This window comes from Thermospira aquatica (genome assembly GCF_023525255.1).
Taxonomy (GTDB): Bacteria; Spirochaetota; Brevinematia; order Brevinematales; family Thermospiraceae; genus Thermospira; species Thermospira aquatica.
This window is the reverse complement of sequence record NZ_CP073355.1, coordinates 1,233,447-1,256,360: the sequence shown is the minus strand read 5'-3', so window position 1 is coordinate 1,256,360 and position 22,914 is coordinate 1,233,447. Positions and strand designations below refer to the sequence as shown.

Below are 22,914 nucleotides of genomic sequence, written 5' to 3'. Positions count from 1 at the left end.
GTACGCCTCCCTTAGTCTCTGCTTTCAATAACTTTGGTCACAACCCAGCGTTTTGTCTTGGAAAGAGGACGAGAAAACTCAAGCTCCACGACATCACCCACATGAGAACGATTCTCCTCATCGTGAGCATATACCTTCATCTCACGGAGAACCTGCTTCCCATACTGAGCGTGGGTCTTTCGTTTCTGAACCGCCACAACGCGGGTCTTATCCATCTTATCACTGACCACTTTACCAATAATGGTTTTTGTCGTCTTCTGTTCCATGGTTATTTCTCCTTAGCCTGCTTCATTTCCATTTCTCGGAGAATTGTATGAATCACAGCAATCTCACGGCGAATATTGCGTTTCTCCATGGGATTTGTTGGCTTCTCAATCCGAGAACGGAAACGTATCTGCAAAAGCTTTTGTTGAAGATCTGCCAAAAGCTTAAGAAGTTCTTCTTTCTTAAGCTGCCGAAGCTCTTTTACCTTCTTTGTAGCCATCATCCACCTCCATTACGAATCCACGCGACTCACAAACTTGGTGGTAATAGGTAGCTTATGAGAAGCAAGACGAAAAGCTTCTTTTGCTTCTTCTTCAGAAAGCCCGGCAATTTCAGCAATAACACGACCTGGTTTCACCACAGCTACCCAACCATCAGGCATACCTTTTCCTTTACCCATACGGACTCCCTCACCCTTTTTGGTATAGGGTTTATCAGGAAAGATCCGGATCCACATCTTACCAGACTTGCCCAGCATTCGGCTTATAGCCACACGCATAGCCTCAATCTGCCGATCGGTAATCCAGGCAGCTTCCAGAGCAATCATTCCATAATCACCGAAGGAAATGAGCTCTCCTTTATGTGCGAGTCCCTTCATGGTCCCGCGTTGTTGTTTACGATACTTTGTTCTACTTGGGAAAAGCATTAGCGTCTCCTTTTCTCAACAGTATCTCGACTGTCTCTATAGATCCACACCTTGATGCCAATTGCACCCATTTCAGTATACGCTTCAGAAACACAGTAGTCAATATCAGCCTTCAAGGTAGAAAGAGGTAGTCGGCCCTCTTTGAACTCTTCGGTACGAGCAATCTCCGCGCCATTCAAACGACCGGAAATTCTCACCTTAATACCCTTTGCACCACTTTTCATGGCATTACGGATAGCCTGTTTGATGGCTCTTTTGTAGCTGGTACGCCGCTCAATCTGACGAGCAATATCCTGTCCAACCACACTGGCATCCAGCTCGGGAACCTTAATCTCCTTTACGGAAACAGAGACCCTTCGACCCTCTTTCACCAATTTCTGAAGTTCTTTGGTAATAATCTCAATCTCTGCTCCCTTCTTGCCGATAATAGAACCCGGACGAGCAGCATGTATCGTTACCCGAACCTGATCGCTAAAACGCACTATCTCAACATGGGAGATAAAGGCAGAGCCATAGTTCTTGCGCAGATACGTTCGAATCTTGTGATCCTCGAGTACATTTTCTGCATAGTTTCTCTCGCTATACCATACAGAATCCCAGCCACGACTAATCCCTAAACGCAGTCCATTAGGATTTACTTTCTGTCCCATAGCATCACCTCTTTCACTTATTCCATGACCTTCACAACGACAGTCAGGTGAGACATTCTTCTGTGAATGATATCAGCTCGACCACGTGCCCGAGGCATAACACGCTTAAAAGCACCAGCCTCATCCACAAAAATACGGTCAATCACCAACACCGAACCACGAGCATCAGGATAACGGCTAATGAAGTTTGCCTTTGCAGCATGGAGTACTTTGTACACCATTTTTGCGCCCTTGTGAGGGAGCAGTTTCATCATATCCATAGCTTCCTGAAGCTCTTTGCCTTTCAAAATCTTTATCACCTTACGCAACTTCAGCGGAGAAATGCGCAAATAGCGCGCTCGTGCTACTGCATTCATCGTCTTACTCCATATTAGGCTTTCTTCGTCCCGGCGTGTCCACGGAAAATACGTGTCGGAGCAAACTCACCAAGCTTATGCCCGACCATATTCTCGTTGATATAAACCGGGACAAATATTTTACCATTATATACCTGAATTGTCAAGCCAATCATCTCGGGAATAATCGTTGAGCGTCTTGACCAGGTTTTGATCGGCTGTTTTTCTGATGCATTCTGCATCGCTATTACCTTCTTGTACAGCTTCGCATCTACATAAGGTCCTTTCTTTACCGAACGACTCATAGTCTCACCTCTCGTTATTTCTTACGCGACAAGATATACTGGTTGGTATACTTGTTCTTCTTGCGCGTCTTGTAGCCCTTGGCTGGCACATTTGTACGGCTTACAGGGGTTGGATAACCCTTCTGCTTACCACGTCCACCACCATGTGGGTGATCAACAGCGTTCATGGCTGTACCACGAACGGTCGGACGAATACCCAGATGCCGAGAGTGCCCAGCTTTACCAAGGACGATATTAATACGGTCAGAGTTGGAAACCTCTCCAATCGTAGCCATACATACCTGAAGCACCATGCGGATTTCTCCTGAAGGCAGGCGAAGAATGGCGTACTTTCCTTCCCGTCCGTCCAGCTTCGCATACGATCCGCCAGAACGAGCGAGCTGTCCACCCTTCCCAGGCTTGAGCTCCACATTGTGAATCAGTGTACCGACAGGAATATTCTTCAAAGGAAGAGCATTCCCTGGCTTGATTTCGACGTTTTCACCACTCTCGACAAAATCACCAACTTTTAAATCCTTGGGGGCGAGAATATAGCGTTTTTCCCCATCAACATAATGTAATAAAGCTATACGAGCTGTTCTGTTTGGATCATACTCGATAGCCACCACTTTAGCGGGAACATTCCATTTATCGCGCTTGAAATCAATGATACGATAAAATCTCTTGTTTCCACCGCCTCGATGTTCCGCTGTGATACGGCCCTGACTGTTACGACCGTCTCCGCGTCCCCGCTTTGTACCACCAATCAGTGTCTTCTCGGGTTCTGATTTGGTGATCTCACTGTAGTCATAACTTACCCGGTGTCGAAGTCCGGGAGTTACTGGCTTAAATCTCTTTAATCCCATAGTTTTCCCTCACGCTTCAATTTTTACGCCTTAAAAAAGTCGATCTCACCTTTTTCAAGAGTCACCACGGCTTTTTTCCGCCATTTGGTTAACCCTGATTGCATACGGATTCTCTTCCATTTCGGATGAACCCGGGTGATATTCACCTTTGCCACCTTAACACCTTTGTAAAGAGCTTCTACTGCCCTTGCGATCTCAATCTTGTTGGCATCCATAGACACTTCAAAAACATACTTTTTCTGTTCTTTAAGCATGCTGCTCTTCTCAGTAATTACCGGTGCCAACAGAATCATAGCTGGTTCTGTCATACGCATACCCCATTATCCAAAAATCTTGGCATAACGCTCATCAAGAAGCGTCAAGGCCTTATCGGTTATGTAGATCCTATCAGCATACACAAGGGGCAAAATATCCATCTGATCTACATACATTACAGTTACATTGGGGAGATTTCGTGTTGAGAGGTACAGAGCGGGGTTTTTAGCCTCTGTGATGATAACCATCTTTTCAGCAGGATCAACACAATAAGCAGAAAACGCCTTTAAAAAGGCTTTGGTTTTCATCTCGTTATAGCTAAACCCTGTAATTACCTTCAACCGCCCAAGCTCATTCATTTTTGAGAACACAGAAATGTAAGCCTTTGTTTTCATCTTCTGGTTGATCTTCAAAGAAAAATCTCGAGGTTTCGGTCCAAACGTAACACCACCACCTCGCCAGAGAGGAGAACGAATAGAACCTGCGCGGGCACGTCCCAGACCTTTCTGACGCCATGGTTTCTTTCCTCCACCACGAACCTCAGATTTTGTCAATGTCGAGAGTGTTCCCTGTCTCTCATTTGCCAGACGAACAACAACAGCCTGATAAATCGTATGCTCAGAAGTAGCCTCAACCTTGTCCGTTACCGCCAATTTTACTTCCAGAGAACCACTCTTCGTATTGCCCTGAAACACATCCAGCTTCATTGCTTTACTCCTTTACCGAATCTCTGACCATCACGTAGCTGTTCCTGGATCCGGGAATAGCTCCTTTAATATAGAGAAGCCTCTTCTCTGTATCCACTTTTACCAGCTGCTGATGGAGCACAGCCACATTGGCATTCCCATAATGGCCAGCCATCTTTTTCCCTTTCCAGACTTTTGCAGGGAAGGTATGTCCACCAATCGATCCTGGTCTCCTATGCCAGTGTTTAGCACCATGAGAAGCAGGACCTCCATGGAAGCCATGGCGCTTCATCACTCCCGCAAAACCACGACCCTTCATTACACCGAACACATCCACGCTTTTGATTTCCTGTAAAGCCTGAAGAAATTGACCATCTTCATAGATGGCGGGATTTTCCAGACGAACCTCCCGAATATAGCGTGGCTCAAAATCCTTAAAATCATACCCAAGAATGGCTGCCACATAGCCATTTTTCTCCTGTGTTCGGGTACCTATCAGAATCATGTCGGAAAAGTCCACGACTGTTACGCCGACAAGCTGACCATCAACATACATCTGTGTCATACCCAGCTTGCGCCCAATAATACCGACCTTTTTTGCTTTCATATTACTCCACCTATCTTATAGTGTAAGGCCATCCCCTCTTTATAAGATGGCCCTGCTTATCCATAATAATCGAATCTCTTGCGCTTTCACCAAAAGCGCTTCCGTGTGCGCCAAAAACCGCCTACTGCTTGATCTCAATCTCCACACCTGCAGGAAGCTGAAGCTCAGAGAGCGCTCCAATCAACTCTGCAGAAGGGGCAAGAATATCAACCAAGCGCTTGTGGAGCCGGATCTCAAACTGCTCTCGAGAATCCTTGTCCACATGTGGTGATCGAAGAACCGTGTACTTGCGTATACGGGTAGGAAGGGGTATCGGTCCCGATACCCTTCCACCTTTACTTTTCACGGTTTCAACAATCATCCTGGCGGATCGATCAATCAGCGCGGCATCATATGCCTTCAGTCTGATCCTAATCCTGCTCACATTCGCCTCACTTGACTTTATTCGATGATGTTTGTCACTACACCAGCACCAACCGTTCTACCACCCTCTCGGATAGCAAAACGCATACCCTTCTCGATAGCCACGTTTACAATGAGCTCAATGGTCATATTCACATTATCACCTGGCATCACGAGATCAGCTCCTTTAATAGCTGCAATAGTACCCGTCACATCAGCTGTTCTGATATAAAACTGAGGACGATACCCAACATGGAAAGGTGTGCTTCGGCCACCCTCTTCTTTCTTAAGCACGTACACTTCTGCTTCAAACTTCTTATGAGGGGTAATAGCACCGGGCTTAGCAAGCACCATACCACGGCGAATTTCGTCTTTTTCTACACCGCGGAGAAGAAGACCTACGTTATCACCAGCCAAACCTTCATCGAGAAGCTTGCGGAACATTTCTACACCGGTAACCGTTGTCTTTCTGGTTTCCTTGTAACCTACGATCTCTACTTCTTCACCAACCTTTATTTTTCCACGTTCAATTCTTCCCGTTGCCACGGTACCACGTCCGGTGATGGAGAAGATATCTTCAATAGGCATGAGGAAAGGCTTGTCAAGCTCTCTCTCGGGTTCCTTGAAGTAGTTATCCAAAGCCTCGGTAAGTTCCTTGATACAAGCATACTCAGGAGCGTTTGGATCAGTAGAAGTTGACTCATTCGCAAGGAGAGCCGAACCACGGATGATAGGAATCTCATCACCAGGGAACTGATACGAGTTGAGAAGCTCGCGGATATCCATTTCCACGATGTCGATCAACTCTTCATCACCTTTTGCAATCTGGTCAACCTTGTTCAAGAAGACCACGATAGAAGGCACGTTCACCTGACGAGCCAGAAGTACGTGCTCACGAGTCTGAGGCATCACACCGTCAGTAGCAGCCACCACAAGAATAGCACCGTCCATCTGAGCTGCACCAGTGATCATGTTCTTAATGTAGTCAGCGTGACCAGGACAGTCTACGTGAGCATAGTGACGTTTGTCTGTCTCATACTCAACGTGAGCCGTATTAATGGTAATACCACGAGACTTTTCTTCAGGAGCATTATCAATTTCATCATACCTTCGAAGTTTTGCCTTCCCCTGAAGAGCAAGATACTTTGTAATCGCTGCCGTCAATGTTGTTTTACCATGGTCTACGTGACCAATAGTACCTACATTTAAATGCGGCTTTGTTCTCTCAAACTTACCTTCAGCCATTTTATCCTCCTTTTGGTTATTCTACTTTTTCAAGATAGCATCCCAATTGGCTTTGGGCACTTCAGCATAATTAGAAAATACCATCGAATAATTCGCGCGTCCCTGTGAAAGCGAACGTAGCGTTGTGGCATACCCAAACATCTCACCCAGAGGGACTTTTGCTGTGACCACTCGCGCATTACCTTTTTGCTCCATACCCTCAATCTTCGCGCGTCTCGAGCTCAAATCGCCAATCACATCGCCCAGATAATCCTCAGGAACAATCACGTCCACCCTCATGATCGGCTCAAGAAGCACAGGGTCTGCTTGAGCCATAGCATCTTTAAATCCCTTGGAAGCAGCAATCTTGAAAGCCATTTCCGAAGAGTCAACCTCATGATAGCTTCCATCCAGAACATTCACGCGAACATCCACGACGGGGTAACCACCAATAACACCATTATTCATGGCTTCTTCTACACCCTTTTGGATAGCAGGAATAAATTCTTTGGGAATACGTCCACCAACTACTTTGTCAACAAATTCAAAACCAGCTCCTTCAGGGAGAGGCTCAATCTCCATAATCACATGACCGTATTGTCCCTTACCACCACTTTGACGGATGTATTTACTCTCCACCTTTGAGCTTTTTCGAATCGTTTCACGATAGGCAACCTGAGGTTTACCAACATTTGCCTGAACCTTAAATTCACGAAGCATACGATCAACGATAATCTCAAGATGAAGCTCTCCCATACCATAAATGAGTGTTTGCCCTGTCTCCTCGTCCGTCTTCACACGGAAAGTAGGATCCTCTTCTTGAAGTTTTCGGAGAACATCATTCATTTTATCGATATCGTCTTTGCTCTTGGGTTCAATAGCCACATTAATCACCGGTTCAGGAAAATCAATAGACTCGAGAACAACCTTGCGTTCTTCCGCACAAATCGTATCCCCTGTCACCGTATCTTTCAGTCCTACAACCGCAACAATATCACCAGCTGCAACAAAGTCAATCTCTTCTCGTTTGTTCGCATGCATTCGCAAAAGTCGCGCTACGCGTTCTTTAACTCCCTTGGTTGCGTTGTATACATAACTTCCCTTTTCAAGCTTACCAGAATACACTCTGACAAAAACAAGCTTTCCTACAAAGGGATCCACCATAACCTTAAAAGCGAGACCGACAAAAGGCTCGGTATCTACAGTCTTACAGACAACCTCGTTCCCGGTAGCCGGATCAGTACCTTTCACAGCTGCTATATCAAGCGGTGAAGGCAAATAATCCTTAATCGCATCCAACATAAGCTGAACACCTTTGTTCTTCAGAGAACTTCCACATAAGACGGGGAAGACCTTAGACTGAATCACCAGTTTACGCAAGCCTGTTTTAATCTCCTCAACTGTAAGCTCTTCGCCACCAAGATATTTCTCAAGCAAAATGTCATCTGATTCACACACGGTCTCGACGATATTATGACGAAATTCTTTTACTTTATCTTTGTATTCTTCAGGAACCGGCTTTATCTCGTATTTCATACCCTCCTGATCATCATTGGTCCAATCGTATGCCTTTTCCTCAATGACATCGATAACCCCAACAAAACTTGACTCCGAACCAAGAGGTACCTGCAGAGGTAAAGCCTTTACCCCTAATTTCTTGTGCATTGATTCAACGCACATGTAAAAATCAGCGCCCACTTTATCCATCTTGTTCACAAAAGCGATACGGGGCACGTTATATTTGTCTGCCTGGCGCCAGACAGTCTCAGACTGAGGTTCCACACCCTCTCCGGCATCAAAAATAGCTACAGCCCCATCAAGGACACGGAGAGAACGCTCCACTTCAGCGGTAAAATCAACGTGTCCAGGTGTATCAATAATATTGATCTTGATATCTTTCCAAAAACAGGTGGTCGCTGCACTCGTAATCGTAATACCACGCTCTTTTTCCTGAATCATCCAGTCCATCTCAGCAGCGCCATCATGTACCTCACCAACCTTGTGGGTTTTTCCGGTATAGTAGAGAATACGTTCCGTTGTGGTCGTCTTACCCGCGTCAATATGGGCCGCAATACCAATGTTTCGTACTTTTTCGAGTGGATAAATCTTTTCTGTGGCCATATCCTCTCCTTACCAGCGGTAATGAGCAAAGGCACGGTTAGCCTCTGCCATCTTGATAGTATCTTCTTTTTTCTTCACACAAGATCCGGTATTATGAAAAGCATCTACTAATTCCGCCCCAAGCTTTTCAGCCATAGAGTGGCCTTTCCGTTTTGCAGAAAGTGTCACCAACCAACGAAAGGCAAGAGCAATCTGACGCTCTGGTCTCACTTCAACAGGCACCTGATAGGTAGCACCACCTACACGCCGAGAACGAACTTCAATAGGTGGTTTAATGTTTTGAATGGCTTGCTCAAAAGCCTCTAAAGCAGGTGTTTTGGTTTTTTCTGCAAGATACTCAATAGCACCATAAACAATCTTTTGAGCAATCGCTTTTTTACCATCTTTCATCGTCCTATTGATCAGTTTAGCTACAAGTACACTTTTGTATTTAGGATCGGGAGTCACCGAACGAACTAATTGCGCTGTTTTTTTTCTAGGCATACTTCACCCTCTTTTTCTTAGGATTTTGGTTTCTTAGCACCATACTTTGATCGGCTGGTAAAACGCTTCTCCACACCCAGCGCATCCAAAGTACCACGAATAATATGATAACGCACACCAGGAAGGTCTTTTACACGACCACCTCGAACCAAAACAACAGAGTGCTCTTGAAGATTGTGACCAATACCTGGAATATAGGCGGTCACCTCTATCCCATTACTCAAGCGCACCCTCGCAATCTTACGCAAAGCAGAGTTCGGCTTCTTGGGGGTCATGGTCGTCACTTTTACACACACACCTCTCTTCTGAGGATTTCCCTCGAGAGCAGGCGACTTACTCTTATAGAGTACCTTTTGTCTGCCCTTGCGCACCAATTGATTGATCGTTGGCATATCAAATATCTCCTTGTCCTTTTTCAAAAAATTAAAGTGAAAAATATTATAAACCAAAAAAATCTATTTGTCAAGCAAAGAGAGGGATAACAACGAAAAAGAAAACAAAAAATTTTTTATTTCATATATTCCATCTTTGAAAAGTCTTGGAGCAGAGAACAGTACCCACCTTTCCCAATCATAAAAAACCAAAAAATGCCTTCTTTGGAAAAATTTTGTCAAAATTTTCCAAACCCTAGAAAAAAATTACCTGGGTACTTAGGACGAGACTAGCTTTTGGGGTCTAGCGATGAACGGAAAAAAGTTAGAAAAATCTAAAAACATACTTTTCTGTTTCAGCGTGGATCAATACTTTTGCTTTTCCTTCTTTTATTTTTCTAGTACAGGTATCTTTAAAAATCTCCATCCAAGCCTATTATAAGAAAACGTAAACCTGTTCTACGGTAGTACTCGAGAGAAAAAATACAGATATATTCAATAAAAACTTTAAGATCGTCTGATTTTCTTTGACAGATACCTCAAACTCTCATTATAATAAGAAACTACAAAATGATGGAGTTCGCGCGATGGATAAATATAGACTTAGGGGAGTTTCTCCAACCAAAGAGGATGTTCATGCTGCCATCGAGGGCCTCAATGAAGGGGCTTTCCCTGGAAGTTTTTGTAAAATCTTACCTGATCCTTTTCATCACAACAGGTACATTGTCATGCATGCCGACGGAAGTGGGACAAAATCAAGTGTGGCGTATCTGATGGCAAAAGAAACCGGCAATGATCAATGGTATGCCGGCCTCGCGCAGGATGCCGCTGTAATGAATATTGACGATATGGCTTGCGTTGGAGCAACGGGACCATTTTTGTTTTCAAATACTATCGGAAGAAATGCTCATCGTGTGCCAGGAGAGGCGATCAAGGCAATCATCCATGGCTATGAAACGTTTTTCTCTTCCCTCAGGCCTCACAATATTGTGTGTATGATGAGTGGGGGAGAAACGGCTGATGTGGGTGACCTTGTTCAGACAGTGATTGTTGACGCTACCGCTATCGCCAAACTCAAGGGCGAAGAAGTGATCACCATGAAAATGCAACCTGGTGATGTGATTGTGGGTTTCTCCTCAACGGGACAGAGTAGTTACGAAACTCAACCAAACTCTGGCATTGCCTCCAATGGTCTCACGCTTGCCAGGCATCAACTCCTCTCGCATGAGTATGCTCTCAAGTATCCTGAGAGTTTTTCGGCTACCATAAATCCCGATCTTGTCTACCAGGGGCCCTATCACCTCGAAGATAGACTCCCAGGCACCAACTTTTGCATAGGTGAGGCACTTCTTTCTCCAACAAGGTCGTATCTGCCCATTATCCGGGAGATGCTTTCTACGATGCGAGAGGCTATCCACGGTATCGTTCATTGTACGGGAGGAGGACAGGTTAAATGCAAGCATTTTGGCTTTTCTCTTCGGTATATTAAGGATAACCTCTTTCCTGTTCCACCTCTTTTTGAGATTATACAAAAAACTGGTGTGCCCTGGAGAGAAATGTACCAGGTCTTCAACATGGGGCATCGTCTTGAGGTCTATGTGCCACGTGACGCTGCCGAAACACTGGTCCATATCGGAGAAAAGTATAACATCGAAGCGAAAATTGTTGGAAGGATTGAATCATCCCCAAACAGTCACAATGAAGTGATCCTCAAAACACCGTTCGGGGAATTTTTTTATTAAATTATTGATTCGTCAAAGCCTGAATACGATTAACAAAAGCTTTATATTCCTGGGTGGGAGAAAGCCTGTAAGCCTTCTGATACCATTTGAGTGATTCCTGGTAGTTTTTCACACCTTCATAACACTCACCCAGAAGACGAGAGGCAAAAGCAACATTAATCTTGCCCGAGGCTTCTCCATAATGGAGCGCGGCCAGAAGGGCAGTTTCTGCTGAGTAGTAGTTTTTCTGAGCAAGATGGGCATTGCCAAGCTTAAGATAACAAACGGGATTGCTGGGGGCTTCTTTCACGGCGTACTGATAGGAGATGATTGCTTTGGAATAATCTCCCAGTGTCATATAATCATCCCCCATGAGAAGGTAATAGTTGAGATTTCCTCCCACGTTTTGAATCGCTTTGATAAGGATCTTGAGATGGTCTTCTGTGCGATTCTGACTTCGGTAGTAGTCAAGTAAACGATTATACGCATTTCTATCAGTAGGATTGGCCTGTATTGCTTGAAGAAGTCGATCTTCACTTGAAGGGGATAAAGCAGGACGTTTTGGTTCCACTATCTGTGGTGAAAGTGAAGGTGCAGGGGTGGGTCTGGTCTCTGAAATAGATTCCGCCGGTGCAGACTCTTCGATCTTTGGTGTTTCGGTGGTTGGTGTTTCGGTTTCTGTTTCCTGCGCAAAAACAGTGCCCCACAAAAAAAGAGTGGCTATAAAAAACCATCTTTTCATATTTACTCCTTAGACTTTCTTATTAAGATAAAGAGAAAAGAAAGTTTTTGCAAGTTTTTTCGCTCGTGTTTTCCATGGAGTAAGAAATGATGGTTAGCATAGGGAAAAAAATAAAACAAGAGGCACTTCGTCTCTTCCTTAAAAGAATTGCTCTTACCCTGTCGCAGTTTTAAAAAATGAGTGGTGTGTGGTTACATAGTAAAGGCCCTTCATGTTTTCCCTAGGTAGATAACTCTTTCCCTGTTGCAGTGAGAAAAATATGTTTTGCGCTTCCCGTGTTGCAGGAGGATGTCAATGGCACGTGAGCTATTCCCTTTTCCAGTTGAAAAAAACATTATAGCTCTTTCCTTATCACAGTTTACTAGAAAATCCAGGCCTGCAAAATGGGAATATCACCTCTGCCAGACAAGGATTAAACTGTTAAATACTTTTTTTCGTTCACTCCCGTGTGCGGAGAGACGATTGCTATTACCATATTTCAGGAAAAAGAAAATAGCCAATGCTCTTTACTTGTTGCAGTGTGATAGCAAAAAAATCGGTGCTGCGATAAAAGAATAGCAAGTTGTGACAACCCTTCACAGCAATATAAAAACAGTGAGGAAATTTTGAGTTTAAGACCTTGCAACAAGCTCTTACCCTTTTACAGTTTCTTCTACCAAAAATCAGACTGTAGTAAGGGAAGATCCTGCTTTGCTTGCGAAAACCTGGAACGTTCCTCCCCTCGGCAGTCCATGGGTTACTATCCGTAGACTGCGATAAGGTAATAGCAAGTTTTGATGAGGATCAAAACACTCTGCCGAAATAGTTGCCCTGAAATTTTGTCATAAGCTCTTAGCCCAACTTGCAACATTTTACCCCAAAAATCCTCCAATTTGGGTTATCTTAAGCTCCTAACCCCTTGATTTTTATGAATATCGTTTCTGGAAATTAGTATGTAGTCCCTAAATAATAGTTTCTACTTGACATTACTGCCACTCCTATGCTATACTCTACTCATGTTCGTTAAACCTATATCCATACCTAACAGAAAGACTGGTAAACGGTATACCTACTACCGCCTCTGTGAGAGTTATCGCCTCGGTAATACTGTAAGACATAGAAATATTCTCAACCTTGGTAAGCTCGAAGAACTTCCTGATAGATCAGACCATAAAGTTCTTGCTGACAGGATTGAACAGATTGTTTACAAGAGGCCTTCCCTTTTTGTTTCACAGATACCCCAAAAGATAGAAAACCTTGCTCAGCATTATGCCAGTATTATCATACAGAAGGGGTTACTGGATATACCAAAGGAATCCCTTGTAAGCACAGAGGCAGCAGATGAGGGGTCTCATGACTATCAGGAGGTAGATGTAAACAGTCTTGAGCATAATGATGCTCGTGAGGTTGGTGCTGAGTGGTTATGCAGGCAGGCACTTGAGGAGTTAGGGTTATCGAGATATCTGGGTGAATTGGGGTGGGAGGAGAGATGGATTAAGATGGCGATGATATACATAACTGCCCGTGCGGTATTTCCTGCTTCTGAGCACAAGACAGAGGAATGGCTGAAGGAAAACAGTGGGTTAAGTGAACTTTATGGGGTAGAGCCTGGGCGTGTAAGCAGGCACCATCTTTACAAAGTGAGCCGAAAGCTTTATCAAGCCAAAGAGGAGATAGATCGATGGATGGCCAGACGCACTGGGGAGTTATTTACACCGCAAGACAAGATAATACTCTATGATCTAACGAATCTCTATTTTGAGGGGGAGAAGAGGGATAGTGAGAAGGCGAGGTTTGGAGCAAAGAGAGGCGTAATGATGCAAAGCTTATGGCATTGGGATTGGTGACAGACACGATGGGTTTCATCCGATACAGCCATATCTATGAAGGAAACATCAGGGACAGTAAGACTTTGAAGAAGACTATTAAAGACATGGAGGAGCGATATCCTGGAGGGTCACTGTCCTGTGATAGTAATAGATGCAGGGATAGCCACTGAGGAGAATCTCAGGATGTTACGGGAGCAAAAGAGGGACTATGTATGTGTATCCCTTGCGAAGATGAAAGACCGTCATATAGCTGAGATAGAGGAGAAGGGCAGAAGGCTTACAGACAGAGAGAGGCAATGAGATTTTTGCCCAATGGGTAGAAGTTGAAGGATATGAAGACAGGTTTTGTATATAAAGAGCAAGGGAAGGCGCTCAAAGAGCAGAGCATGGAAGAGGAACTCTCAAAGAGGTATGAAGAGGGGCTGGAGTCTATCAAGCGGGGGATAGAGAGGAAGGGAGGGATAAAGAGGATAGAGAAGGTATATGAGAGGCTTGGGAGGTTAAAAGAGAGATACCCCTCGGTGAACCGTCTGTACGAGGTGAAGATAAAGGAGAAGGATGGGATAGCGACGGAGATTAAGTGGAAGAGGGTGGAAGGAGTGAAGGTGCCTGGGGCATTTTATCCGCACCACCCTCAAGGGGGAAGATGAAGAGACGATATGGAAGATATACAACACATTGAGGGAGATAGAGGGAACATTCAGGGTATTGAAGAGTGATCTGAAGATGAGACCAGTGTTTCATCAAAAAGACATCTATTCAGAGGCACACATCTATGGGAGTATCCTTGCGTATATGGTTGTAAACACCATAAGGCAAAAGCTCAAGGCGAAGGGGATAAGAGATGATTGGAGTAATATAGTCAGGAGGATGAACACGCAGAAGCTTATTACCAGTGAGATGAAGACGAGGACAGGGAGGACGATTTACATAAAGAAATGCAGTAAACCCATCGTTCGTGTAAGGGAGATATATCATGCCCTGAACTATAAGGAATGTCCCTTCTTTCAGAAAAAATCCGTGTTACCTAAAAGGGAGAATCGAAAAAATGAAAGCCTTGATACATCTTAGTTTTAGAGCATTAGGTTGCAAGTTGGGTTAGCTTTTTGCAGTTTCCATGCATACACTATACCTGGAAGAAATCAAAAAATAAACCCTCTTTTCTTTGTTACCGGCAGATGGTAAAACCAACAAAGTGTTTTCCCTGTACCATGGTAATAGCTCTTCCCCACTGCAAAAAGGAAATAGCACCCTCTCGATACTCCACCTTCTTAAAAAAATTTTTTTTCAAAAGACCCGCAAAGGTGCCTTTTTTTAACAATTATAACAAATTTTTTTCGATATAATATGTAGCAAAAAAACAAAAAACAAGGAGGATCCTATGTCCAAATCCGTTAATGTGGTGGTTGTTGAAGGTGGTGTTGTCCGTGAACCCCAGATCCGCTATACCTCAGAAGGTTCTGCTTACACTCGATTCGCTATCGCTCATACAGCCTTCTCCCAAAAGCAAGCTGAAAAAAAGGAAACCAGCTACTTCGAGGTGACCGCCTGGGGAAAAATAGCCGAAATCTGTGCCGCCTACCTCAAAAAGGGCCGCAGAATCATCGTCTCAGGAAAACTCCATAAAAGCCGTTGGGAAGACCCAACCGGACAAAAACACGCAAAGGTTACCATCACCGCTAACGATGTCAAGTTTATGCCACCCTCAAAACAGAAAAAGAACTCGTAAAAGTAAAATCCCAACCTTCGCTCACCTCCACAAAAAAAGCCCGGCGGAAAGCCGGGCTTTTTCTTTATCTCGCTATCACAATCGTCCCACTGTACACATACCCTCCTGCCTCAATCTTGTACACATACACCCCACCAGCAACATCATATCCGGAGAGATCCTTACCATCCCAATAAACCTCTCCATTGGCAAACTCACCACTCCTCTCGACTTTGTACACCAGATTCCCCTTCAGATCATAGATCTTCACCACATACTTCTCAACAGGTTTTTCAAACACTATCGAAAGCTTCATGTTCTGAACCTCACGTCCACCACGGCGCGGCGTAAATACCTTCGGATCCGTACGTACACTGATGAAGCCTTCCTTCACCTTCTCCGCTATGTCAGCCATCACCGTGTAGTATTTGTGGAGATAACTCACCTTGACTTTTACCGTACGAGCATTGCGATCAACTACGCCTCCAAGCTTTACCCACTGCTTCGTCGTGGCTCGCCAGTAGTAAATCGAGAGCTTCTCCTCACTCCAACCCTGCGCACTGATATACGCCGGATCATACGCTATCGTAATCGTCGCATCGTTTCTCAACCACTGCTCGGGCTGCTCTTTTCCCTTCGCATTCCGAATCACAAATATCCACGCCTTGGCGTTCGCTTTGTCAAGTGGCGCCTGAATGGGTTTCTGTCCCGTTGCTTCCTGCTGCTCAGGTGTCATGTTCGTAATCCAGATATCCAGTCGGAAGTTCTCCCCTATCGTCCCGGATGGGAACGTGATCGCCGTCTCCATGTCATCCAGACATACCACCGTCTGTTCTCCAGTCGCATCCGGACTCAAAAGATCATGCTCCATCTTGTTCGTCCCGATGTTGGTGACTACATTGGCAAAAACCTCTATATTTCTGACACGAACCTCACGGTAGTTTCTCCCGCTTAGTCCAACATCATAGATTCCTGGCATAGCAAAGTCTACCGTATAAGCTCCTGTTCCAGCTGCACCTGTTACCAGGAGTTCTCCAAATTTATTCGTGGCTACTTCAGAAGTGCCTGGTTTGTAGAGTTTTATACTCGGGTTTGCAAATCCGGGCAACACAACACCTCTCACACGACCAAAGTCTGCTAACAAAACTGGCAGAATGTTCTGTTCTCCTGTCGGCACAATAGCATCCTCAAAGTTTATCGAACCATCATAACGTACCTTGGCAGGCATATCATTTGTCCAGTTGGCGTTGTTCGTGTATATCAACTCAATTCGAAGTTCATCGGTATCACTGTGGAGAATGCCATCATCTCCGTAACTAATGACAATATTCGTACTGTTCGTTGTGAACGAGAGATTTCTCCCCAGTTTCACCGAACGAATGTTCGTTACCAGGAGTACTTCATTACTCGAGGCAATCATAACCTCCTTGATATCTCTATCATAGAGTCCATTTCGTACAACATAGGTAACAACAGCATAGTTGTCTATGCTGTAAATGGTTTGGCGGTTCTTGATATACCCCTCGGTAGGTTGTGGTGGTTGGGTAAAATCAATTTGCCTTGTCTCCTCAAAGACCTGAGAACCCTTGTTATACGCTCTCAGAGAAACATCCACAAGTTTAGGAACACCCACGCTATTGGTAAACTGGAAACTAATCGTATCAGATTCTCCTGGAACAAAATACGGAGCACTATACACTATCTGAATCGTGGTAGCATTGAGTCTGGTCAGGGTTGCACGAGGATGCGTTGTAGCAATACCAGCCGGTGTGATATTGGTGAGCTCGGCAGGAATGGTAAGGATGTTAGTGATCACCACTACCTCATCTGCACTTCTATTGGATACGGTCAGACGGAAGTCCGCTATGCGATCATTACCTGGAATAATGTACCACGAGGTATGCCAGATATTTGTGACATCAGGTTTAGAAATAGTGGTGTTCTGCTTCAAAGCACCGGCTGATTTTTCTCTCAGAATCGCCGGTTCTGTTCCGTTGTCTCCCCATACCTTCCACTCAAGATCATTGGTTATAAGCTGGTTGGTATTGTCATACAGGGTCATTGTCACCGTATCGACCGATCCTTTGGCAAGAGGTGTGGTATACACGATCCAGAAACTGTTCTCTGTGACGTTGGAAATTGTCCCAGCAGAGCTCGTTATACTGTTAATATTGGTGTAGAAACTGTTATTAGGCTCTACTTTCACCCGCAAGAGTGGAAGCAAACCAGGCGTATTATTGTACACTTTGAGGGTTATGGTGTGACTCTTTTTGTCAGAGGCAACTGTTCTTTCTATCAACTCTGCCGAACCTGGATCAATCACATGGGAAAGGATCGTGATATTCGTCGTCACATAGCCATTGTCCATCGTCCATACCCATGGCACATCATAGGTGGTGTTGGTCAGCGTGTTGGTTACATCAATCTCGACGCGGATTACCTGATTGGTGAGAAGTCCTGTTGGATAAAATTCGTAGATATTGGGGAGTATCACATTGGTGTTGGTAATATCAACAGGTGAAACAAAGCGAATCTTACTCACATCCAGAATGTTGGTAAATCCTTCAGGAACCTCGAGACGCATTCTCTGCACCGTATTTTGACCGTATCCCTTGTTGGTAAGCACGAAGGTGAGGGTTCCTTCTCTGAGTGTCGTATAGATCTCATTTACCACAAGCCCTGCTCTCATCTCAGGAACAGGCATCTTAAAGTTGACAACATTCGTTGCCCCGATCTGTGGAAGAGCCTCTACATAGGTAGAACCCGATGTCGTATAACGGACACTCAGGGCAAGGGTTGTATTGGTTTCACCATGCTCAAAATCATCTAACCACTTGAGGGTTATAATGTCATTCGATCCCGGTGCCATGCGCCCTACCGGATAGCTTATCTCAAGATAGTTGGTACCATTTTCATTGGTAATAGTATACCCTGAGGCTTTGGTACTTACAAAGGCAATGGTATTGGTGCGGAAGGGCCATGGTATCGAAATCCTAAGTCTCTCAATCACATCTGCAAAACTTTCACTTGTGTTCTGGAGAGCAAACTCGAGGGTATTGGTCACATCAACCGTGTTAAGATTGGTCGGTGCAATAGCGTAAACCGTCTTGTAAGGAGGGACAACAAACTCGAGGGAGAGATCATTTGTCCACAGTGCAAGGTTAGGCTGTCCCTGATTGGTTGGAAGATCCCAGCTTGCGTTTGCTGCAAGAATCTGCCACGAGAGAGCCCTTGTCCCACTAAAGTACGCTGTATTCTCCCTATCATACGCCGTAAAGACAATCGTGTCCACTTCTCCACGCTTAATTGAGGTTCCCTGGGAGAGATAATCCACATAGATCACCCCATCATTGGAGTAAACAGCGTTGTTTCCAATACGAGAGGAATTCACACCCGTGATATTGGTGAGTATCTCTTTGAGATTAGCATTGGTTGATGGTGGTACAATCTTGAGAAGCGTGATGTTATTCCCTTCTTCACTTGTATTCGTGATCGTCACCGTATACTGCATGTATGCAAGGTCTTTGTTTACCTTGTTGGGAGAAACCGCGGCATAGAAAGTAAGTGGCACATTGATGATATTCTGATCCTGTGCCCCATAGCTGTCCATCTCATATTCTGTAAAGTTACTTGAATAGGCAACCGTCACCCGCCAGAATTGATTGGTGAGTGTCTGCTGGATTCCTTTCTTCCACTGGAAGTCTACGGTAAAGTTTGCTCCCGCTACAAGCTCGCTTGCTGAAAAATCGAGCCAGATGGCGTTATTGGAGATCGTCTTGAGAGGACTATAACCATCTACCGTGATCGTGTTGGTCAAAACGACATAGAGGGATGGGATCTCTATCTTCATCCATTTTACAGCCATGCCTCCCGCAATACCATTGGTCACAGAGAATCTGAATTGACCATTTGTAACGGTACGAGTCACATTCGTCGTATCGAGTGAAGCCACGAGCATAGCCGTTCCATAGGCCTGTCGCTGAGCCTCAGTACCCACATTGGTAATCTCAAAATAGTCTTTGGGAGGGCTAAAACCATAGTCCACAAACCCATTGTTAGCCAGAATCTGCCATGTGCCGCTTACGGGCAGGGTTGTGCGGTTGGAGATACGAAGCTCTAACGTGACATAATCGCCCATTCCCGACTTGAACTCATGACTTCCCACAGGATACGTAATCCTCACATTGGTTGGTGTAATGGTAAAGAATCCACTGTTGGTAGAGGTAAGACCCAGAAGGGTACTTGAGGCCCATGCGACAGTATTGGTCCACGGCAGTGGAAGCTTGATCTCCACACTGTTGAAACGATCGTTCTGGCCTCCTGTGTTGGTGACAAACACCACCACTTGCTGGGTCACTACCGATGGTCCATTGGTATTGACAAAGAAGATATTGGGTGTCACCCAGCCACCACCAGAGGGTTTAGGAAGACGGAAGTTAAGCGAGGAATAGTAATCCCCCACGATGTTGGAAACAGTAAACCACCCTCTATCGTTTGTTACCTGACATGAGAGAAGCTGATTGAGAAGATCCATGTTGTCTACGTGATCTACCATGTCAAAGTGGGCATACGCTGTCTCTCCACCGACAAGAGGGGAAGAGAAGTTTACCTGGATAACTCCCGTTGTAGGTGTATAGAGAAGAGCTCCCACTACGGTCCCTGCACTATTCGTTATGATGGTGTTAACAATATTGGTGGTGACATTGGTCGGAATGGTTAAACGGGCCTGATAGATTTTATTGCCTGAAAGACCTCTGTTACTGATCACCCAGGTCATGCGGTTCGTCTCTGTGGTAGAATCAAGATCCCCTGGCTTCACACCCCATGAAATCTCGGGAAGAGGATAATTTACATACAATCGATTGGAGCCCGAGAACATGATACCTATCGTTGCATCGTTAGAAGAGTAAAAATCCGACGTAGGAACATCCGTCTTGTACACGCGGACAGGGATGATGAAATTGGTAGGAAGCTCAATACTGTCGAAAACATCGACTACCACCTGGTCTTTTGAAGAGGCTACATCATCGTACAACGAGAGGAAATTCGTGTAAGCAAGCCTTACGACGAAATAGTTTCCCTCTTCTATCACGGAGAGAGTGGTATTGGTTGTCAGACTGCTTGATATTGGCACGATATTGGTGAGAAGTGTCTGGGGATAGAGGATATCAATACTTTGTATCATCACTCCCTTGGGAGAGGTGTTGTAGATCCAGTGGATAAGTCTGCTAGAGACCTTGTCTGTCGTGATTTCAGGGGCATTGGTGACACTTCCTTCTACAACGTTGATAGCATGTTCTCCCTTCACTCTCGGCGGAAGGATAGAAACCCTCCAGGTGAGGGGGGCATTCTCGTACTGGAGGGTGTAGCCTGCTGAGTTGTTGTTGTCGGCGTAGAGAATAAACTCTGCCGTCTCTGATGCTCCCGTGACATTGGTATTGGTAAAGGCAGCCCAGAACTGAATCGTTGAGGTAGCTCCGGAAGAGAGAGGCGTCCCATAGGTTACCCATATTGCTCCATTGGAGTAGGCTGCCGTTGCTCCCGGTGTGGATACGGTGATATTGGAAACGGAATTGTCAGAGTAGTTCCCCGGTAGCTGGATGAAGATCCGATGGACGTTATTGCCTGTTGGACCATCGTTTTTGATGGTATAGCTATAACGAATCGCATTGGAACTATAGGCGGCATTGATAGCCACCTCTGCAGGACTGATGGCTGCCGCTACCTGGGCATTGGAAGAGGCTACACGTACAAGCTGACTCGAATAAACGATGTTGGTACCCGCCTTGGCCCACGAAACACCGCTCACAACCTCATCACTGTTGACTTCAACCTGCCACAGATAGTTAGAGTAAGGAATTCCTGTAAACAAAGGCGTCCCATATACCTTGAAGTTGATCTTGTCAAATCCACTTGCAGGAGGGAGTCCCAGGGTCACCAGGTTGGTATAGTAGATCCAGATAAAGTTACTGCCACTGATGTTTGTCACCCGGATATTGTTGGCACTGGCTGATGCCCCCAACACGGTCGACACAATATTTGTCAGCGTTGTGGTGTTGTTTGATACCGTAAATCCTGAAGGAATATAAATACGCGCACTCGAGATCGGCGGAATCGTTGTTAGCCCTTCGGTGGAGAGCTTCACGGTGAAGCTGCTCTCTTCGGTCCCGATAATAATCGGAGAAGGGCTATACTCTACCTTGGCATATGCCTGAGGGGCACTGTACACCCGTACCCGTAAACTATCAGCAAAAGCCTCACGGGCTTTTTGGCGTCCTGTTGTGGCGTAAGGGAGTCCATTCACCGTATCAAAAAGAACATCCTGCGCGGTATCGGTGTGCTTCACACTATCCACATAAACCTCAAAATTGTCTCCTGCCGGATTGGGGGTAGAGGGTGTCGTCAGGGTAAAGTACACATCTATATCATCACTGCGGATAATATCATTCTGAGACTGACTCTGGGCCCAGAAACGGATATAAAGATCACCTGAAGCCAACACCTTTACCTGAAATCTTCCGCTTGTCGGAGCAGACGCTCCATTGTTGATAAAGCCTCGAATCGGCACTCCTCCCGAAGAGTTGGTTAGCGCCACACTTGCGGTGTTCCATGCTCCGTAGCCTGCTGGCTTCTTGATATACAGTTCCTGGACACCACTATCCTCTGGTGCGGTCTCCACATGAACGGTAAGCTTGAACTGAAGAGAACGGTTGGTCATCACGCGAACAGGAGAGATTCTCGCTGTGAGATTACTTGCCACCGTCCGGATAAGAAAATGATCAAACTGGGTCTCTACCTCTCCCTCACGGAAAAACGGACTCTCCGTCGAGAGAAACGCCACAAGGTTGGTACTCCAGGGAACCTCTTTTTCCCCTACCTTAACCCACGCATTGCTCAGATTGGGCGTCGTCCCCAGAGGATTGTAGTTAACGTAGAAACTCACCTTGCGCCCATCATGGGTCACACGAATCCCCAGGGGCGCATTCACAGGATTAAAGTAACCATCCCCGCCTGTAAAATGTCTAGAAAGTGTGTTTTGGTAATTCTGGTTATTATCATCGTAGTTTCTTTGAAAAGTAGCGGTAATAGTTGCAGCGGTACCTACCGAAACACCGTCTATATCCGTCGTGGGAAATCCCACCACATATTCCCGCGTCTCAAAAAAGCCGTAGGTACTTGTCTGGTTCCAGTGTTGCTTCTCAAAAAAGTAGGCAAAATCGTTCCACCGATCATAGGGCTGGGATGCCCCGTTATCACTTGCTATCCAGACGTTGACAAATGATTTCTGGTTGGGAGTTGAAGAATAGCCATATGCCTCGCCCGCATCCCCCCGCGGATCCATGCTATTGGTATAGCGAATCACCGTAAACCCAAAGGGCTCCTCAGGCGTGGCATTGATCGTCCCCAGCCCAGCACCAGCAGGACTAAACTTCGCCCCATCACCAATATACCAGTTATTCCAAGCAAGCGAACTCTTGTTGGGTCTCCCATAGATCTCAAGGAGCCCATTGTAGCGCCTCACCGTAGCTGGGAAATCCCTATCTGTAGCCCCAAACAGATCCTGCACATCCCACACCATCATATCTCTACTCATGGGGAAATTCCACTGCCAGCCACCGCTGTTGTAGCTATTGGTATCCATAGCCGGGTCTGAGAATCCCTGGTAGTAGTAGAGAGACCGTCCCCACATACTCACTGCCAAAGCCAGGAAAAGGATGTATCTCATCGCCTTCATACTCCA

At 45.5% G+C, this 22,914-nt stretch carries 23 protein-coding genes; 6 read left to right on the top strand and 17 right to left on the bottom strand.

Annotation, left to right across the window (positions count from 1 at the left end; translation table 11 throughout):
- Positions 1 to 11: 11 nt before the first annotated feature.
- From rpsQ to rpsL, 15 genes are all read right to left on the bottom strand, one after another.
- Positions 12 to 266: a 30S ribosomal protein S17 gene (gene rpsQ, locus KDW03_RS05930; RefSeq protein ID WP_271436465.1), complete on the bottom strand. Its 255-nt coding sequence runs from the start codon at positions 264 to 266 to the stop codon at positions 12 to 14.
- Positions 267 to 268: 2 nt separating this feature from the next.
- Positions 269 to 484: a 50S ribosomal protein L29 gene (rpmC, locus tag KDW03_RS05925; protein WP_271436464.1), complete on the bottom strand. Its 216-nt coding sequence runs from the start codon at positions 482 to 484 to the stop codon at positions 269 to 271.
- 12 nt (positions 485 to 496) lie between these two features.
- The gene (rplP, locus tag KDW03_RS05920; RefSeq protein WP_271436463.1) at positions 497 to 910 is read right to left on the bottom strand and encodes a 50S ribosomal protein L16; all 414 of its coding nucleotides are present in this window, start codon (positions 908 to 910) and stop codon (positions 497 to 499) included.
- Positions 910 to 1,560 (bottom strand): 30S ribosomal protein S3, encoded by a 651-nt coding sequence (gene rpsC, locus KDW03_RS05915; protein ID WP_271436462.1) that lies wholly within the window; start codon positions 1,558 to 1,560, stop codon positions 910 to 912. The genes rplP and rpsC overlap by 1 nt, the downstream gene beginning before the upstream one ends.
- A gap of 17 nt (positions 1,561 to 1,577) precedes the next feature.
- Complete coding sequence (rplV, locus tag KDW03_RS05910; protein WP_271436461.1) at positions 1,578 to 1,916, bottom strand: 50S ribosomal protein L22; 339 nt, start codon at positions 1,914 to 1,916, stop codon at positions 1,578 to 1,580.
- A 14-nt stretch (positions 1,917 to 1,930) separates the two neighbouring features.
- Positions 1,931 to 2,200, bottom strand: coding sequence for a 30S ribosomal protein S19 (gene rpsS / locus KDW03_RS05905; RefSeq protein WP_271436460.1), 270 nt, complete (start codon positions 2,198 to 2,200; stop codon positions 1,931 to 1,933).
- A 14-nt stretch (positions 2,201 to 2,214) separates the two neighbouring features.
- Entirely contained in the window at positions 2,215 to 3,045 is an 831-nt protein-coding gene (gene rplB / locus KDW03_RS05900; protein WP_271436459.1) for a 50S ribosomal protein L2, read from the bottom strand.
- A 23-nt stretch (positions 3,046 to 3,068) separates the two neighbouring features.
- Positions 3,069 to 3,353, bottom strand: coding sequence for a 50S ribosomal protein L23 (rplW, locus tag KDW03_RS05895; protein WP_271436458.1), 285 nt, complete (start codon positions 3,351 to 3,353; stop codon positions 3,069 to 3,071).
- 12 nt (positions 3,354 to 3,365) lie between these two features.
- Entirely contained in the window at positions 3,366 to 4,007 is a 642-nt protein-coding gene (gene rplD / locus KDW03_RS05890; protein WP_271436457.1) for a 50S ribosomal protein L4, read from the bottom strand.
- Positions 4,008 to 4,011: 4 nt separating this feature from the next.
- The gene (gene rplC / locus KDW03_RS05885) at positions 4,012 to 4,593 is read right to left on the bottom strand and encodes a 50S ribosomal protein L3 (RefSeq protein ID WP_271436456.1); all 582 of its coding nucleotides are present in this window, start codon (positions 4,591 to 4,593) and stop codon (positions 4,012 to 4,014) included.
- Between the two features lie 121 nt (positions 4,594 to 4,714).
- Positions 4,715 to 5,017 (bottom strand): 30S ribosomal protein S10, encoded by a 303-nt coding sequence (gene rpsJ, locus KDW03_RS05880; RefSeq protein WP_271436455.1) that lies wholly within the window; start codon positions 5,015 to 5,017, stop codon positions 4,715 to 4,717.
- 17 nt (positions 5,018 to 5,034) lie between these two features.
- Positions 5,035 to 6,240 carry an elongation factor Tu gene (gene tuf / locus KDW03_RS05875; protein WP_271436454.1) on the bottom strand — a complete coding sequence of 402 codons (1,206 nt, stop codon included), beginning with the start codon at positions 6,238 to 6,240 and terminating at the stop codon, positions 5,035 to 5,037.
- A gap of 21 nt (positions 6,241 to 6,261) precedes the next feature.
- A complete protein-coding gene (gene fusA / locus KDW03_RS05870; RefSeq protein WP_271436453.1) occupies positions 6,262 to 8,340 on the bottom strand; it encodes an elongation factor G in 2,079 nt (692 codons plus the stop codon).
- A 9-nt stretch (positions 8,341 to 8,349) separates the two neighbouring features.
- A complete protein-coding gene (gene rpsG, locus KDW03_RS05865) occupies positions 8,350 to 8,823 on the bottom strand; it encodes a 30S ribosomal protein S7 (protein ID WP_271436452.1) in 474 nt (157 codons plus the stop codon).
- A gap of 17 nt (positions 8,824 to 8,840) precedes the next feature.
- On the bottom strand, positions 8,841 to 9,215 hold the full coding sequence (gene rpsL, locus KDW03_RS05860; protein WP_271436451.1) for a 30S ribosomal protein S12: 375 nt from the start codon (positions 9,213 to 9,215) through the stop codon (positions 8,841 to 8,843).
- 566 nt (positions 9,216 to 9,781) lie between these two features.
- On the opposite strand from rpsL, the gene KDW03_RS05855 reads away from it, so the two are divergent.
- A complete protein-coding gene (locus KDW03_RS05855) occupies positions 9,782 to 10,936 on the top strand; it encodes an AIR synthase related protein (protein WP_271436450.1) in 1,155 nt (384 codons plus the stop codon).
- A gap of 1 nt (position 10,937) precedes the next feature.
- Here the strand turns inward: KDW03_RS05855 and KDW03_RS05850 are convergent, their stop codons facing one another.
- Positions 10,938 to 11,657 carry a tetratricopeptide repeat protein gene (locus KDW03_RS05850; protein WP_271436449.1) on the bottom strand — a complete coding sequence of 240 codons (720 nt, stop codon included), beginning with the start codon at positions 11,655 to 11,657 and terminating at the stop codon, positions 10,938 to 10,940.
- Positions 11,658 to 12,652: 995 nt separating this feature from the next.
- Between KDW03_RS05850 and KDW03_RS05845 the strand changes: the two genes are divergently transcribed.
- The 5 genes from KDW03_RS05845 to KDW03_RS05825 all read left to right on the top strand — a co-directional run bounded on the left by KDW03_RS05845 (position 12,653) and on the right by KDW03_RS05825 (position 15,194).
- On the top strand, positions 12,653 to 13,483 hold the full coding sequence (locus KDW03_RS05845; protein ID WP_271436448.1) for a hypothetical protein: 831 nt from the start codon (positions 12,653 to 12,655) through the stop codon (positions 13,481 to 13,483).
- A gap of 120 nt (positions 13,484 to 13,603) precedes the next feature.
- Complete coding sequence (locus KDW03_RS05840; protein WP_271436447.1) at positions 13,604 to 13,765, top strand: hypothetical protein; 162 nt, start codon at positions 13,604 to 13,606, stop codon at positions 13,763 to 13,765.
- A 32-nt stretch (positions 13,766 to 13,797) separates the two neighbouring features.
- Complete coding sequence (locus KDW03_RS05835) at positions 13,798 to 14,115, top strand: hypothetical protein (RefSeq protein WP_271436446.1); 318 nt, start codon at positions 13,798 to 13,800, stop codon at positions 14,113 to 14,115.
- Between the two features lie 76 nt (positions 14,116 to 14,191).
- On the top strand, positions 14,192 to 14,536 hold the full coding sequence (locus KDW03_RS05830; protein WP_271436445.1) for a hypothetical protein: 345 nt from the start codon (positions 14,192 to 14,194) through the stop codon (positions 14,534 to 14,536).
- Between the two features lie 310 nt (positions 14,537 to 14,846).
- Positions 14,847 to 15,194, top strand: coding sequence for a single-stranded DNA-binding protein (locus KDW03_RS05825; RefSeq protein WP_271436444.1), 348 nt, complete (start codon positions 14,847 to 14,849; stop codon positions 15,192 to 15,194).
- Positions 15,195 to 15,258: 64 nt separating this feature from the next.
- Here KDW03_RS05825 and KDW03_RS05820 read toward each other — a convergent pair whose 3' ends face one another.
- The gene (locus KDW03_RS05820) at positions 15,259 to 22,908 is read right to left on the bottom strand and encodes a FlgD immunoglobulin-like domain containing protein (RefSeq protein WP_271436443.1); all 7,650 of its coding nucleotides are present in this window, start codon (positions 22,906 to 22,908) and stop codon (positions 15,259 to 15,261) included.
- Between the last annotated feature and the right edge of the window lie 6 nt (positions 22,909 to 22,914).